Below are 14,758 nucleotides of genomic sequence, written 5' to 3'. Positions count from 1 at the left end.
GCAGGGGCATTCGGCTTAACCGCCCTTTTTGCCTACTTTTATTAAGCATAGACCCTGTGAGAGGATGCAGTCAGGATGGATGTATTTGTTCAATGCATTGATTAATAATGCATTTCATCGCAGCGTTTATAACGCAGAGGAGAAAAGTAAAATATGCATCGGAAATGCCTATTTTTGAGATAGCTTTTGCGCAGAAAGTGATAAAAACAAAAAAGGCCCTCAAGGCCTCTTACACTCAGTGATGAAATGAGACAGCAAACCCCTGCTCACGCCAGTGGTCGAGCTGTTCCTGCTGGCGTGGCGTTGGGGATTTCCCCGTCCAGACGAAGATTTTTTGCCCCGGGAAAAGTTCAGGACGCGGCGAATCAATAGGTTCCGCCAGGACGTCTATGTGCCAGCCCTTCTGCGATAGGCGCGCGGCTTCCAGCCACAGGTGGGTGCGGTCATCGCATTCCCAGCCAATAAGAAGCGCGTCTTTACCGGCTTTTTTGCGGGATTCCGCCAGGCTTGCTATCGCGAATTCGATCAGGACGCCGTCAAACAGGCTCGCCATGTGACGCACGGTGTTTTGATCCTGATTCATGCGCTGCCGGACGGGAGAGAGAATATTGTCAATCAGCGCATCTATCGCGTGATCGCGGCGGAATTCGCCGATTTTGGCGCGCAGCTTTGCCGGGCTGGCATAGCGCAGAACGGTCATCATCTCTTCCTGGAACGAGACCCAGTTGCCCTGAGTCAATACTTCTTTGTTTTCCAGCAAGGCTTTAACTTTTCCGACCGAGACGCCGCTTTTCATCAGGCGTTTGATCTCTTCAATACGCAGGATATCTTCATCGTCAAACTGACGATGGCCCCCTTCGCTGCGCTGCGGCTTCAACAATCCATAACGGCGCTGCCAGGCACGCAGCGTAACGGGGTTGATACCGCATCGTTCGGCCACTTCGCCGATACTGTAATAGGCCATTAACTCCCTCACGCTCAGAACTTCCATACCTAACTGCACCAACCTTATCAGATTGTACACACCATTTGTATAACTAAGACCGCATTTTGAACGGGTGAACGGGCTGCTCCTCCGTTCACCTGTTAATACATTGTTGTATAAAATTTGCCGTTCGTACAGCTAACTCTGTCCGATTGTGTACAGCTTTATCAGAACTCGAATTTTTTCTCCGGCCACGCTATAGCCGGAATACCGCCGTGTCGCGGGCTGGCAAAAAGATGTCCCTGGAACTGGGAAATACCCGCGGATTCCAGCCACATCCACTCTTCAGCCTTCTCTACTCCTACCGCGCAGAACTGGATCTCAAGCGAGGAACAGCATTTGATAATCGCCTGAATAATGGCCTGTCGGGGGCCACTTTTATGCACGTTCGCCACCAGATCGCGATTAATCTTAATTCTGTCAGGCTGGAAGTGGGCCAGCAGCTGCAGCCCGGCAAAACCGGCGCCAAAGTGATCGATCGTCACGCTGATACCCGCGCTTTTTAACTGCCTGACCGAATCCGTGAATTCATCAAAACGGGAAATGGCTTCGCTCTCGGTGAACTCAACCACGATTTGCTCGGGTACAAACCCATTTGCTTCAATCGCGGTGAGCAGAAAGTCCACGGCGTTGGGAATGTTAACCAGCGTCATAGGCAGCAGGTTCAGGGATAACGTCTGGTCCTGTAACCCCAGCGCGCTGGCCATGGAGAGCGCCACCTGCTTGCTTTGCAAATCAGACGCGTACACTTCCTCATTCGGAAGGCTGGCGAAATAAGCCCCTGGCGAGTCGCCGGACGGGGTGCGCAAAAGCGCCTCCCAGGAGACAACCTGCTGCATAAACGGATCGACTATCGGCTGGAACGCGAAGCTGCAGTCCGCCCCTTTCGCGACTACCTCAGGCTGCCCGGACAAGTGTGTTTCTTCGCGAACGAATTCCCATGAATCCGCAGGCGGCAGTTCAAAATAGTTCGCTTTTTCCGTGGCCTCGACAAAGGTGCGGAAAAACTGCAGAGGGCGATCGTTATAGGCTAGCTGATAGCGTGTCGTACTCTTATTGAGCACCTGCTGCAGCACTTCGTCCCTGTCGAAGTGGCGCAAATCAAAAAGCTCCATACCCACGTTGCCAAAACGCCGGACAGGCCCGTGATCGCGCATTAACTCGACCACGTTATGGTGGCGCGGATCGTTGCAGATCTGCTCATAGATAGCAGAGACGTGTTCCACTGGCCCTTCAAGCAGCTGAAAAAAATGAGTGCCGTTAAACAGCAGGATCCCCGTGACGTTGGATTGCCGGTTTTTACTATTTGCTGCAGCGACCATGGCTTCCAGCGCTTTCACTGGAACGTCCTCGCAGATATGGCTGCGGTAAATGATGGTTGTGAGCATGCGATTCCTGGGGTTAGGGTTTTGGCCACAAAAAAGGTGGATAAGTATCATTTATAGCACATTCATTGCCTGACAAATAATTTACATCTCAATCATTTACGGCAGTTAATGAAATATTTTTCTGCGCTGTACAACTTACCAGTGCCAGACCTTTTTGTACAATATATCCTGTAACATTACCGGTTCATGTCAGCCAGTCAACTCACTGAAAATAAAGGATTTTATAAAATATATCATAAAAATATTAAAAATTTGTACATTTTATATGTACAGATTTAGGAATTGTGTATACCTTAAATGTAACGTTACTGATTACAAAATTTTACAGGAGCGAAATATGCAGCAGAAAGGTTACGCCACAGATTCCGCAGCAGCGATCGCACAGTACTTCGAAAAGGCCGCCCTACCTACTCAACAAGAGACGCTGGGCCAGGTAGTTGTCGAAATTCTCAGCGACGGGCGAAACCTCAATCGCAAATCGCTCTGTACCAAACTGCTCAGCCGCCTCGAAAGAGCCGATGGGCCAGAAGAGGAAGAGCATTACCACATGCTGCTTGGTCTGCTCTTCGAACGGTAAGGTTATGAATAGCAGTGACGCAAACCGACTGATTGACACGCTTATCGGTGAAGCCGTTCTTTCTCTTCTGAAAGAGCGGGGGCCAGTGACAACCGAAGGCTTGCTGCAGCGTCTGCGGAGCATGAAAGAACATGAAAAGGATCCCCGGCGGCGGGAGACACTTGAGGCGGTGATTGCCGAAATTGGCTCAAACAGCATCGCCTTTACACGTCGCAGAACCGCGCAAGGACGAACGAAAAGAGAGGGACCTCTCAACGATAACAGAGACAATGTAGTGCCGTTATTTGGAAGTGGAAAACCGTCCGACCCCAAAAAAATACATTGACTGCAATTTTACAGCTACGGTGAGAACAAATGAGACAAAATATTCAGCTTCAACCCGAATACCACTCTGCTTTTTTAGACAGTGCGCTGTCGGAATACTTCCGTCACGCAGGCGATCGTTTTGCTGAAGAGTCCGCTGTTTTTTCTACTGCAGTACGCTGTGTTCTGGCCTCCGAGGGGCATCTGTCTAATAAGGCGATCATCCTCTGGCTCATTCAGACGCTGGAAGCCACTCACGACGTGGTTCAGGCGGATGTGATTCGCAAGACGCTGGAAATCGTGGTGGGTTACACGATGGACGATCTCTAAGTTCCAGGTCGCCGCGCCTCCTGACGTGTCATCGTCAAAACTGACGAACAGCTTGACGATGACACGTGCCCTCCCCGCATAACTCCCTGTAATACACGCAAAGACAACCTGGCACGCTTCCTGCTTACCTCCGCATACGGGACTGGGTTTTCCAGTCAACTTTGCTTCATTTCTTAACAGGTCTGTTATTGATGAAAAAGATCGCCAGCGTCTGCCCGTACTGCGGTGCAGGCTGTAAATTGAACCTTGTCGTTGAAAATAACCGTATCATCCGTGCCGAAGCGGCAGAGGGCGTCACAAACCAGGGCACCTTATGTCTGAAAGGCTTTTACGGCTGGGACTTCCTCAACGATACCCGTCTGCTCACCCCTCGCCTCACCCAGCCCATGATCCGCTACCGCAAAGGCGAAGCATTCACCCCCGTTACCTGGGAAGAGGCGATCCGCTACACCGCCCACAGGCTCAGCAGTATTAAAGCGCAGCACGGGCCGCGGTCGATCATGACCACCGGTTCCTCTCGCGGCACCGGCAATGAAACCAACTACGTGATGCAGAAATTTGCCCGCGCGGTGCTGAACACCAACAATGTGGACTGCTGTGCGCGCGTCTGTCATGGCCCGTCCGTCGCCGGTTTACAGGAAACGCTCGGCAATGGCGCAATGAGCAACTCAATCAATGATATTGAAAACTCAAAATGCCTGCTGGTGTTTGGCTATAACTGCGCGGACTCCCACCCTATCGTTGCCCGCCGCGTGCTGAAAGCGCGTGAGAACGGCGCAAAAATTATCGTCTGCGATCCGCGGCGCATTGAAACGGCACGCATTGCCGACCAACATCTGCAGCTGAAAAACGGCAGCAACATGGCGCTGGTTAACGCCTTTGGCTATGTGTTGCTGGAAGAGGAGCTGTATGACAAAAGCTACGTGGCGCGCTTTACGGAAGGGCTTGAGGCCTACCGACAAACGGTAAAAGACTATGCGCCGGAGAAAGTCGAACATATCACCGGCATCCCCGCCCGTGACGTCCGCCAGGCGATGCGGACCTTCGCGGCGGCCCCTTCCGCTACCGTGATGTGGGGGATGGGCGTGACCCAGTTTGGTCAGGCCGTTGATGTGGTCAAAGGACTTTCCAGCCTGGCGCTGCTGACCGGCAACCTCGGCCGCCCTGCCGTCGGCGTCGGGCCGGTACGCGGTCAAAACAACGTCCAGGGCGCCTGCGACATGGGCGTTCTGCCGAATATGTTCCCCGGCTATCAGGATGTTACCGATCCTGCGGTCAGGCAGAAGTTCGCCGATGCCTGGGGGATTGACGTCAACAAAATGGACGATCGGGTCGGGACGCGCATTACCGAGGTGCCCCACCTGGCGCTGGAAGGCAAGGTAAAGGCCTACTACATCATGGGGGAGGATCCGCTTCAGACCGAAGCCGATCTCGGCCTGGTGCGCAGCGGTTTTGAGGCGCTCGACTTTGTTGTGGTTCAGGACATCTTTATGACCAAAACGGCAGAGGTGGCGGACGTTCTGCTCCCGGCCACATCCTGGGGTGAGCACGGCGGCGTCTTTACCTGTGCCGATCGCGGCTTCCAGCGTTTTGGCAAAGCCATCGAGGCCAGCGGCAACGTGAAGCGCGACTGGGAAATCATCAGCCTGCTCGCCACCGAGATGGGCTACCCGATGCATTATGACTCCAACCAGCAGATCTGGGATGAGATGCGCGAGCTGTGCCCGCTTTTCTACGGCGTGACGTATGAAAAAATGGGCGAGATGGGCCACGTGCAATGGCCGTGCCCGACGCTGGATCACCCCGGCACGCCGTACCTGTACAAAGACAATCAGTTCGACACCCCGAGCGGTAAAGGGCAACTCTTTGCCGCACCGTGGCGCGCGCCGGCTGAAACCCCGGATGCAGATTTCCCGCTGGTGCTGTGTACGGTACGCGAGGTGGGACATTATTCCTGTCGCTCCATGACCGGGAACTGCGCCGCGCTGCAAAGCCTGGCCGACGAGCCGGGCCGGGTGCAAATGAACCCTGCCGATGCAGAAAAGCTGGGCATTACTGACGGGCAGCTGGTCTGGGTACGTTCACGCCGCGGCAAAGTGATTACCCGCGCCAGCATCAGCGAGCGTATCAACACCGGAGCCGTTTACATGACCTATCAGTGGTGGATTGGCGCCTGCAACGAGCTGACACAGGATAACCTCGATCCCATCTCCAAAACGCCGGAAACGAAGTACTGCGCGGTGCAACTGGAGGCGATAGAGGATCAGCGTTGGGCGGAGGACTATGCAGCGTCTGCATATCAGTCCATGAAGTCTCGGTTGATGAGTGCGGCGAACGTCTGAGGAAAATGCCGGGTGCGCTATGCGTACCCGGTAATAGTTAACGCATCTCTCACTATCTCCAGCATTTCGAAATACTTTGCTTTTCATGCCGTGACATCCTGCATATCCGCAGTGCCGCTGATAATGCAGATGTCCTCCTGTGAGAGTTGCTGGATATGTTGAACTTCAACGAGGGTTCTTGATTTTAATCAAACATTTACCGCTGAAATACTTCGCAGCAGGGCTGCATGAAACAGCCTCAGCAGGATCCACGCTATACTGAACCGCATCACTACTGACAGGTTAAATGGATAGGCGTGCACATGGCTGATGAGATGTCCCAGACGTTAATATTCGATTGTTCTTCATCCACACAACTGCTGATCGATTATCTAAAACAGGGTGCAAATCTGAAGAAAGTGCTCCCCCGCCGTCGATTAAATTTTGTAGCTGGCAACGAACGCCTCTGTTATATCCTCCTCAACGGTCGCGTCATGATTCACCGTAACAACGACGATTTAGCCATGGCAACGGTTAAGGCGCCCGCTTTGCTCGGTCTCAGTAATCTGCATTACGCTCAGATGTTCGGTTACATCAAAACCTTTAATCACTGTGAGATCGTAACCCTTAAAATGGATGCTGTTTATGACATTATCAAGCATCACGAACTATGGGAGCCGCTGTCATATCACCTGATGGCCCTTGCAGGTAAGCTATTTCATAGCTACGAAGATATAACCGGACCTTCCGCATACAATATTGTCCGCGCCCAGCTTTATGCACTCTCAAACGAAGAAGAATCATTCAGGCAGAACATTACTGCAGAAAGGTATATCCGGGATAAAACCCACCTGTCCCGTAGCGGCGTCATGCGTATTCTTTCAGCTTTAAAAGAAGGGGGTTATATCGAAGTTGAAAGAGGTGTGCTAATCAATATAGGGAAATTGCCTGAAAGATTTTAATCTCACCGGCAGGTGATGGCCGGACGGAAAATGAGCTGACCCGGACACTACAGCCGTCTTTTAACAACGAGTCCCCCGATACTGAATTTCAGACACAAAAAAGGCCGCACTTGCGGCCCTTTTATTCTCATGTACTCAATGGACGTGAACGCCCAACCGCCAGGCAAAGTAGATCTCTTCTTTTAGTTCATTCGAAGAGAGCGCCAGCAAATCTGTAAACTCCAGCTCAAGCTGTTTCAGCTTTTTCAGGTACTGCGCCGGAGACAGGTTGCTCTTATCGCGACGTAAATATTCAATTGCCAGCTGCGTTGGGGTTATTTCAGTATCCATGATGTCCTCGCTTATGTACAAAACCTGACCAGTATATCACAACCATCTGGCTAGTTTTTGACCAAAGGCAAAACATCTGAAAACTTTACACAACCGCCGTGGTCAGCCGCGACGAGCAGCACAGGCGATCCTGCTCATCGAGAATATCTATCTGCCACACCTGATGGCGGCTACCGGCGTGCAGCGCGCGGCATACACCGCGCACGCGCCCGCTGCGCACCGAGCGGATATGGTTAGCATTCACCTCGAGTCCGACAACCTTCTGCTCCCCTTCGGTACAGAGATAGCCCGCCACCGAGCCCAGCGTTTCGGCCAGCACGACGGACGCTCCGCCGTGCAATAAACCAAACGGCTGATGGGTGCGACTATCGACGGGCATGGTGGCTTCAATCTCATCGTCGCCAATGCGGATGAACTGGATATCCAGCAGCCCCACCATATTCCCCTCGCCCATGGCGTTCAGCGCCTGCAGCGTCACGGCACGTTTCCAGATCATCCAATTATCTCCAGTAAAGCCTGCAATGGGTGACGTACGCCGTTACCTTCTACTCGCTTCACCTGGCTACGACAGGAGTAGCCCGTCGCCAGACAGCGGTTTCGCGGTAAACGCTGCATCGCCTGATGCCAGGACAGCTCATAGATGCCGAGCGAGTTGGCGTGGTTTTTCACTTCGTGTCCGTAGGTGCCGGCCATTCCGCAGCAGCCTACGCTGACGCTCTCCAGCTTCGCGCCGAAGCGGGCAAAGACGGACGCCCACTGCGCGGGCGCGCCCGGCAGCGCGGTGACTTCCGTGCAGTGTCCGAACAGATACCATGGTTCCCCGCTGACATCCTGAACCGCCTTATCTTCCAGCGCCACCGGCAGCCACTCGTGCACCAGCATCACGTTGAAATCACCGCGCTTGTCGCCGAGCGTCTGCCTGTATTCATCGCGATAGCAAAGCACCAGCGCCGGATCGACGCCGACCATCGGTATCCCGAGTTGCGCCACGCGGTTTAAGAAGTCAGCCGTTTTCTGCGCGGTCTTTGCAAAGCGCGTCAGGAAGCCCTTGATGTGCTGCGCCTTGCCGTTGGGTGAGAACGGCAGAACCACCGGCTGATACCCTAGCTTTTCCGACAGGCGGATGAAATCCGCGACCACCTGCGCATCGTAGTAGCTGGTAAACGGATCCTGCACCACCAGCACCACCTTCGCTTTTTGCTCAGGCGTGAGTGCCTCCAGCTGCTCCAGGGTCATGTTCGCCGAGCGGTGACCGACGAGCTGGCGCTGCAGAGACGGCACCGACAGCAGCGGCAGATCGATCATACCGATATGTTTTTCGGAGAGCTTGCGCACCAGCGGCTGGTTGATAAAGAAGTTAAAGGTCTTCGGCGCGCGCGCCATCAGCGGCGCGTAGCTTTCTACCGTTGCCACCAGATGGTCGCGCACCGGGCGGAGGTAGCGGGTGTGATACAGCTGCAGGAAGCGCGAGCGGAATTCCGGCACGTCGATTTTAATCGGGCACTGGGTGGAGCAGGCTTTACAGGCCAGACAGCCGGACATCGCCTCTTTCACCTCATGGGAGAAATCATACTCGCCCTTATTCGCATGCCAGCTGTTGCGGGTGCGCTCAATCAGCGAGCGCAGGCTGGCCCGTTTTTCCGGGAGCTGCTGCTCCAGCCTGAGCGGATCGACCCCGCGATCGGCCAGCAGACGCAGCCATTCCCGCACCAGCGTCGCCCGCCCTTTCGGCGAGTGGATGCGGTTGCTGGTGATTTTCATCGACGGACACATCGGGCTTTTCACATCAAAGTTAAAGCACAGTCCGTTGCCGTTGCACTCCATCGCGCCGCGCCAGGAGGAGCGCACCGCAATCGGGATCTGTCTGTCGTACGTGCCGCGCTTGACGGCATCCACCTGCAGCATTGGCGCGTCCACGCCTTCAGGAGGGCAGATTTTGCCCGGGTTGAGGCGGTTATGCGGGTCAAACGCCGCTTTCACCTTGCGCAGCTCCGCGTAGAGCTGTTCGCCGAAGAACGCCGGGCTGTATTCCGCGCGGAACCCTTTCCCGTGCTCCCCCCAGAGCAGGCCGCCGTATTTGGCGGTTAAGGCCACCACATCGTCGGAGATCTGCTTCATCAGGATCTCCTGCTGCGGGTCGCACATATCCAGCGCCGGACGCACGTGCAGTACCCCGGCATCGACGTGGCCGAACATGCCGTAGCTCAGGCCGTGGCTGTCCAGCAGGGCGCGAAACTCGACGATATAATCCGCCAGATGCTCAGGCGGCACGCAGGTATCTTCGGCAAAGGGAATCGGCTTCGCCGCCCCTTTCGCATTGCCGAGCAGGCCCACGGCTTTTTTACGCATCGCATAGATACGCTCAATCCCGGCCAGATCGTTACAGAGCTGCCAGCCGATCACGCCGCCTTCGCCCTGCGCAATCAGCTCATCCAGCCGCTGGCAGAGCGTGGTGACCTGGCTCTCAATCAGCGCCTCATCGTCGCCGGCGAACTCCACGATATTGAGGCCGAGCATCTCTTTATCCGGCACGTCGGTAATGAGATCGCTGACGGAGTGCCAGACAATATCCTCCCGGGCCAGGTTGAGCACTTTGGAGTCGACCGTTTCCACCGAGAGCGCTTTAGCTTCCACCATAAACGGCGCATTGCGCAGCGCAGAGTCGAAGGAGTCATATTTGACGTTCACCAGACGACGCACCTTCGGCAGGCGGGTGATATCCAGCCGCGCCTCGGTGATAAACGCCAGCGTCCCTTCGGAACCGGTTAGCACGCGGGTTAAATCAAACTGGGTCAGGTCGTCGTTAAAGACGTGACGCAGGTCGTACCCGGTCAGGAAGCGGTTCAGTTTGGGGAACTTATCGAGAATAAGCTGGCGGTTGTCGCGGCAGCGCTCCAGCACGGTACGATAGATGCGTCCGCTGGCGGTCTTATCTTTGCCCAGCGTTTCCGCCAGTTCGACCGGCATCGGCTGCGTATCGAGAATATCGCCGCCCAGCAGAACGGCACGCACGCCCAGCACGTGATCGGAGGTTTTGCCGTAGACCAGCGAGCCCTGACCGGAGGCATCCGTGTTGATCATCCCGCCGAGGGTCGCGCGGTTACTGGTGGAAAGCTCCGGGGCAAAAAAGTAACCGTAAGGCTTGAGGTACTGGTTAAGCTGATCTTTGATAACGCCCGCTTCGACCCGCACCCACCCCTCTTCCGGGTTGATTTCAATGATGCGGTTCATATAGCGCGACATATCAACAATGATGCCCTGGTTCAGCGCCTGACCGTTGGTCCCGGTGCCGCCGCCGCGCGGCGTAAAGACCAGCGAGGCAAAGCGCTCCTGCGTTGCCAGCCGGGCGATAAGCGCGACGTCGGCCGTGGAACGAGGGAAAACCACGGCATCGGGAAGAAGCTGGTAAATACTGTTATCGGTCGCCATCGTCAGCCTGTCGGCATAGTTCGTGGCGGTATCACCTGTAAAACCCTGTTGCTCCAGTGCTTGCAAAAAATTAAGCACCAGCTGAACGACGCCAGGTGCCTGAGAAATCTGTGGGATCATGACTGTCGACCCTAATTAGAGTTGTATGAAATCGTTTGCGTGTATCTTAAAAGTTTTATCACATTTTTTTCTTATAATCTCTGCTGAATTACAGGCAAAATCCGCCTGTCAAAAACCGCTGAGATCATTAATGATTAAAGAGACGCGGTTTTCCGTTCCCGCCAGTTGTACTGGCGTTCTTTTAAGGAAAGTTTCATTTATGGTCAATCTTCGCCAGCCCAGGGATGTTGCGCAAATTTTGCTGTCGGTGCTGTTTCTGGCCCTCATGATTATTGCGTGTCTGTGGATTGTTCAACCCTTTATTCTCGGCTTCGCGTGGGCTGCGACCGTTGTCGTTGCCACGTGGCCTTTGCTGCTGCGCTTGCAGAAGCTGCTGTTCGGCCGCCGCGGGTTAGCCGTGCTGGTCATGACGCTCCTGCTGTTCCTGCTGTTTATTATTCCGATTGCTCTGCTGGTCAATAGCCTGGTGGATTCCAGCGGCCCCGTTATTCGCGCCATTAGCAGCGGTGACCTGACGCTGCCGGATCTCGCCTGGCTGAACAGCATTCCGGTGGTGGGCGCCAAGCTCTACAGCGGCTGGCATAGCCTGCTGGAGATGGGCGGCAGCGCGCTGATGGCAAAAGTCCGCCCGTATATTGGCACTACCACCACCTGGTTTGTGGGTCAGGCGGCGCATATCGGCCGCTTTATGATGCACTGTACCCTGATGCTGCTCTTCAGCGCCCTGCTCTACTGGCGCGGCGAGCAGGTGGCATTAGGCGTTCGTCACTTCGCCACCCGCCTGGCGGGCAAACGCGGTGACGCTGCGGTACTGCTGGCTGCGCAGGCCGTGCGCGCGGTTGCGCTGGGCGTGGTGGTGACCGCGCTGGTGCAGGCGGTGCTGGGCGGTATCGGTCTGGCGATTTCCGGCGTACCGTACGCCACCGTGTTCACCGTTGTCATGCTGATGACCTGTCTTGCGCAACTGGGACCGCTGCTGGTGCTGGTCCCTAGTATTATCTGGCTCTACTGGACGGGTGACACCACGTGGGGAACGGTGCTGCTGGTCTGGAGCTGCGTGGTCGGCACCATGGATAACGTCATTCGTCCGATCCTCATCCGCATGGGTGCAGACCTGCCGCTGATCCTGATCCTATCCGGAGTCATTGGCGGACTGATTGCCTTTGGCATGATCGGCCTGTTTATTGGCCCGGTGCTGCTCGCCGTCACATGGCGTCTGTTCTCCGCCTGGGTGCATGAAATTCCGCCGCCGGGAACCGACCCGGACGTGATCCTGAGCGAACTGGAAGAGCTGGAAGAGAAAAACACGCATTAAGTTTTATGCCGGGTGGCGCTAACGCGCACCCGGCCTACATTCCCCCTCACAATACTTTAACGCTGCTAAAGTATTTATTCGTTGCACACTGGTCAGACCCGCTATTCATGCACTCATTCTGCTCTTAACCTCAAGAAATCTTTACGTCTCTTTAACTATTGAGACGAATCCGATCGACGCTCAAAGATGACATGCCTACTATTAGCACACGGTTATAAATCAACACCTTGATTTATAAGCATGGAAATCCCCTGAGTGAAACAACGAATTGCTGTGTGTAGTCTTTGCCCATCTCCCACGATGGGCTTTTTTTTATCCTGACTACGCGCGCTTAATCTCACAGGCACTGAGCATCCGCCACTCCGCTGGCAGCACCCGCGTTTCCCCGGACACATTGACCGTCACCGCCTCGCGGATATCCGCCGACGATGCGCCAACCTGCAGTTCAAACTCGCCCGGCTCAACGATGCGCTTCCCGTCCCGGCGGGTAAAGTTGAACATCTCAACCGGTAGCGTAAAGCTGAGCGTGGCGGATTCGCCCGGCGAGAGCGTGACGCGCTGGAACGCCTTCAGCTCCTGAAGCGGCCGTACCTGGGTGGCGACCTTATCCCTGACGTAAACCTGCACCACCTCGCTGCCGCTGCGTTCCCCGGTATTGGCGATATCTACGCTCAGCGTCACCTCGCCGTCAACCGGCACGCTGCTTTCGGCGAGGCGGGCTGCGCCCCATCTAAAGGTCGTCCAGCCGAGGCCGAAGCCAAACGGATAACGTGAACCGAAGTGGAAAGCAAACGGCGTGCCGCCGCTTTTGAGCTTGTGATTGTAGTAATACGGCATGGCCCCGGCGCTTTTCGGCACGCTCACCACCAGACGGCCCTGCGGCTCTGCGCGTCCCGTTAGCACGTCCGCAATCGCCCAGCCCCCTTCCTGCCCCGGCGCCCACGCCACCAGCAGCGCCGCGACCTTATCCTCCAGCCCCTGAAGGTTGTACGGGCGCCCGCCGGTCATCACGACAATCACCGGTTTGCCCGTCGCCACCAGCGCTTCCAGCAGCTGTTGCTGCACGCCCGGCAGGTTCAGGGAATCGGTATCGGAACCTTCCCCCACGGTGCCGCTCTGGAACAGCCCGGCGAGATCGCCCACGCAGGCGACCACCACGTCACTCTCCTGCGCCGCGTCCACGGCCTCGGGGATCAGGGCGGTACTCTGCGACACCGGCGACTGCTGCATCGGCTTGCCGCCGCTGTCGCCCGGGAAGACCGGCGCACCCGCCATCCGTTTCTCGATAATGTGACACCCTTTGGCGTAACGGACCTGCGACGCGCCGAGGTAGTGTTCCAAAGCCGCGCGCGGGGTCGTCACCTGCGAGGTCTCTTCAACCATATCGCTGATGATCAGATGCACCGGGAAGCTGTAGCCGCTGAGTAACGCCAGCGGATCGTCTGCCGTCGGCCCCACCACCGCCACGCGGGGCTTACCGCCGAGCGGTAAAATACCGTTATTTTCCAGCAGCGTGAGCGATTTCGTCGCCACCTCCCGCGCGACCTGGCGGGTCATGTCGTTTTGCAGATCGATACCGTTCTCATCCGCGTACGGGTTTTCAAACAGCCCCAGACGGAATTTTTCCGTCAGCACGCGCGCCACGATCTCATCCACTTTCGCCATAGAGATCAGCCCGCGCTCAACGGCGTCTGCCAGATGCCGCGCGCAGTCGTCTTTCGGCAGCTCAACGTCCAGCCCCGCGTTGAACGCCAGCGCGGCGGATTCCGCCGCATCGTGGGAAATCCCGTGATGCTGGTGCAGCAGGCTGATGCCGCCGTAGTCCGCGACAATAATCCCGTCGAATCCCCACTGTTCGCGCAGGACGGTAGTCAGCAGGAAGCTGTCGCTGTGCCCCGGCTGATTGTCGATATCGTGATAGGCGGGCATCACCGACCCGGCATTGGCCAGCTTCACCGCCATTTCAAACGGCAGCAGGAAGGTGTCGTTCAGCTCGCTGAACCCCAGGTGTACCGGCGCGTGGTTGCGCGCCCCTTCGCTGAACGAGTGGCCCACGTAGTGCTTGAGCGTCGCCAGCAGGTCGCGATTATCGCCCTGTAAGCCTTTCACCCAGGCGGTTGCCATCACCCCCACCAGCCAGGGATCTTCCCCGAAGGTCTCTTCGGTTCGCCCCCAGCGCACGTCGCGGGAAACGTCCAGCACCGGCGCCAGCCCCTGCTGACAGCCGACGGATCGCGCCTCTTTACCGATCTGCTCTGCCGCGCGCTGTACCAGTTCAGGATCCCAGGTCGAACCGTAGTTCAGCGACGACGGGAACAGCGTGGCGTCTTTACACAGCAGCCCCACCAGGCACTCTTCATGGAACAAGGCCGGAATGCCGAGACGCGTCTCCTCCATCATCATCCGCTGCAGGCGGTTCGCGGCGCGCACGCCGGTTTTCGCGTCAACGATGTGGGTACCGAGCGGACGGGTGATCTGCCCGACGCCCAGTTTTAACCGTTCGCCTAGCGCTGCCTGCTCGCTCACGCCCGCGAATTCATCGCTGAGGTCGCTGCGCTCGCGGTGGTTGCCGTTTTCATCGAGGATCAGCCAGTACGCATGCATCTGGGCGAACTTCTCTTCCGGGGTCATACGCGCCAGTAAATCGGCGACGCGCTCGTGCACGGGACGTCCCGCGTCCTTATAGATAGCTGTCATG

Annotated in this window: 12 protein-coding genes and 1 other RNA gene; 7 read left to right on the top strand and 6 right to left on the bottom strand. The window is 56.3% G+C overall.

Annotated elements, in window-relative coordinates; all coding sequences use genetic code 11:
- Window positions 1-235: 235 nt before the first annotated feature.
- A complete protein-coding gene (locus ELK40_RS09685) occupies window positions 236-964 on the bottom strand; it encodes a MerR family transcriptional regulator (RefSeq protein WP_127730503.1) in 729 nt (242 codons plus the stop codon).
- A gap of 188 nt (window positions 965-1,152) precedes the next feature.
- A complete protein-coding gene (locus tag ELK40_RS09680) occupies window positions 1,153-2,373 on the bottom strand; it encodes a diguanylate phosphodiesterase (RefSeq protein ID WP_127730502.1) in 1,221 nt (406 codons plus the stop codon).
- Between the two features lie 337 nt (window positions 2,374-2,710).
- On the opposite strand from ELK40_RS09680, the gene ycgZ reads away from it, so the two are divergent.
- The 5 genes from ycgZ (at window position 2,711) to ELK40_RS09655 (ending at window position 6,866) form a co-directional block, all read left to right on the top strand.
- Window positions 2,711-2,950, top strand: coding sequence for a regulatory protein YcgZ (gene ycgZ, locus ELK40_RS09675; protein WP_029739771.1), 240 nt, complete (start codon window positions 2,711-2,713; stop codon window positions 2,948-2,950).
- Between the two features lie 4 nt (window positions 2,951-2,954).
- Window positions 2,955-3,275, top strand: coding sequence for a hypothetical protein (locus ELK40_RS09670; RefSeq protein WP_127730500.1), 321 nt, complete (start codon window positions 2,955-2,957; stop codon window positions 3,273-3,275).
- Window positions 3,276-3,304: 29 nt separating this feature from the next.
- Entirely contained in the window at window positions 3,305-3,583 is a 279-nt protein-coding gene (locus ELK40_RS09665; protein ID WP_023311323.1) for a biofilm/acid-resistance regulator YmgB/AriR, read from the top strand.
- A 191-nt stretch (window positions 3,584-3,774) separates the two neighbouring features.
- Window positions 3,775-5,925: a formate dehydrogenase subunit alpha gene (gene fdhF / locus ELK40_RS09660; protein WP_127730498.1), complete on the top strand. Its 2,151-nt coding sequence runs from the start codon at window positions 3,775-3,777 to the stop codon at window positions 5,923-5,925.
- Window positions 5,926-6,227: 302 nt separating this feature from the next.
- Complete coding sequence (locus ELK40_RS09655; RefSeq protein WP_127730496.1) at window positions 6,228-6,866, top strand: winged helix-turn-helix transcriptional regulator; 639 nt, start codon at window positions 6,228-6,230, stop codon at window positions 6,864-6,866.
- Window positions 6,867-7,001: 135 nt separating this feature from the next.
- Here the strand turns inward: ELK40_RS09655 and ELK40_RS09650 are convergent, their stop codons facing one another.
- The 3 genes from ELK40_RS09650 to ELK40_RS09640 form a co-directional block, all read right to left on the bottom strand.
- Window positions 7,002-7,196: a YdiH family protein gene (locus ELK40_RS09650; RefSeq protein WP_003857766.1), complete on the bottom strand. Its 195-nt coding sequence runs from the start codon at window positions 7,194-7,196 to the stop codon at window positions 7,002-7,004.
- Window positions 7,197-7,281: 85 nt separating this feature from the next.
- Window positions 7,282-7,692, bottom strand: coding sequence for a 1,4-dihydroxy-2-naphthoyl-CoA hydrolase (menI, locus tag ELK40_RS09645; protein WP_023311321.1), 411 nt, complete (start codon window positions 7,690-7,692; stop codon window positions 7,282-7,284).
- A complete protein-coding gene (locus ELK40_RS09640; protein ID WP_127730494.1) occupies window positions 7,689-10,745 on the bottom strand; it encodes an FAD-binding and (Fe-S)-binding domain-containing protein in 3,057 nt (1,018 codons plus the stop codon). Before ELK40_RS09640 ends, menI begins: the two co-directional genes overlap by 4 nt.
- Window positions 10,746-10,944: 199 nt before the next feature.
- Between ELK40_RS09640 and ydiK the strand changes: the two genes are divergently transcribed.
- Together ydiK and rprA are read left to right on the top strand one after the other, a co-directional pair.
- A complete protein-coding gene (gene ydiK, locus ELK40_RS09635) occupies window positions 10,945-12,060 on the top strand; it encodes an AI-2E family transporter YdiK (protein ID WP_045910283.1) in 1,116 nt (371 codons plus the stop codon).
- 208 nt (window positions 12,061-12,268) lie between these two features.
- Window positions 12,269-12,376, top strand: an RNA gene (gene rprA, locus ELK40_RS09630) — antisense sRNA RprA.
- 5 nt (window positions 12,377-12,381) lie between these two features.
- Here rprA and ELK40_RS09625 read toward each other — a convergent pair.
- Window positions 12,382-14,757: a glycoside hydrolase family 3 N-terminal domain-containing protein gene (locus ELK40_RS09625; protein WP_127730492.1), complete on the bottom strand. Its 2,376-nt coding sequence runs from the start codon at window positions 14,755-14,757 to the stop codon at window positions 12,382-12,384.
- Window position 14,758 lies beyond the last annotated feature (1 nt).

It is taken from the genome of Enterobacter sp. N18-03635, assembly GCF_004006055.1.
GTDB classification, from domain to species: Bacteria; Pseudomonadota; Gammaproteobacteria; order Enterobacterales; family Enterobacteriaceae; genus Enterobacter; species Enterobacter vonholyi.
The sequence above is the reverse complement of the archived record's forward strand: the minus strand, read 5'-3'. Positions and strand labels throughout refer to the sequence as shown.

What these genes read in the sequence shown, in the direction of transcription:
- ycgZ (WP_029739771.1), top strand. Translation starts at nt 2,711, where the DNA reads ATGCAGCAGAAAGGTTACGCCACAGATTCCGCAGCAGCGATCGCACAG.
- menI (WP_023311321.1), bottom strand. Translation starts at nt 7,692, where the DNA reads ATGATCTGGAAACGTGCCGTGACGCTGCAGGCGCTGAACGCCATGGGC.
- ELK40_RS09650 (WP_003857766.1), bottom strand. Translation starts at nt 7,196, where the DNA reads ATGGATACTGAAATAACCCCAACGCAGCTGGCAATTGAATATTTACGT.
- ELK40_RS09625 (WP_127730492.1), bottom strand. Translation starts at nt 14,757, where the DNA reads ATGACAGCTATCTATAAGGACGCGGGACGTCCCGTGCACGAGCGCGTC.
- fdhF (WP_127730498.1), top strand. Translation starts at nt 3,775, where the DNA reads ATGAAAAAGATCGCCAGCGTCTGCCCGTACTGCGGTGCAGGCTGTAAA.
- ELK40_RS09685 (WP_127730503.1), bottom strand. Translation starts at nt 964, where the DNA reads ATGGCCTATTACAGTATCGGCGAAGTGGCCGAACGATGCGGTATCAAC.
- ELK40_RS09640 (WP_127730494.1), bottom strand. Translation starts at nt 10,745, where the DNA reads ATGATCCCACAGATTTCTCAGGCACCTGGCGTCGTTCAGCTGGTGCTT.
- ELK40_RS09665 (WP_023311323.1), top strand. Translation starts at nt 3,305, where the DNA reads ATGAGACAAAATATTCAGCTTCAACCCGAATACCACTCTGCTTTTTTA.
- ydiK (WP_045910283.1), top strand. Translation starts at nt 10,945, where the DNA reads ATGGTCAATCTTCGCCAGCCCAGGGATGTTGCGCAAATTTTGCTGTCG.
- ELK40_RS09655 (WP_127730496.1), top strand. Translation starts at nt 6,228, where the DNA reads ATGGCTGATGAGATGTCCCAGACGTTAATATTCGATTGTTCTTCATCC.
- ELK40_RS09680 (WP_127730502.1), bottom strand. Translation starts at nt 2,373, where the DNA reads ATGCTCACAACCATCATTTACCGCAGCCATATCTGCGAGGACGTTCCA.
- ELK40_RS09670 (WP_127730500.1), top strand. Translation starts at nt 2,955, where the DNA reads ATGAATAGCAGTGACGCAAACCGACTGATTGACACGCTTATCGGTGAA.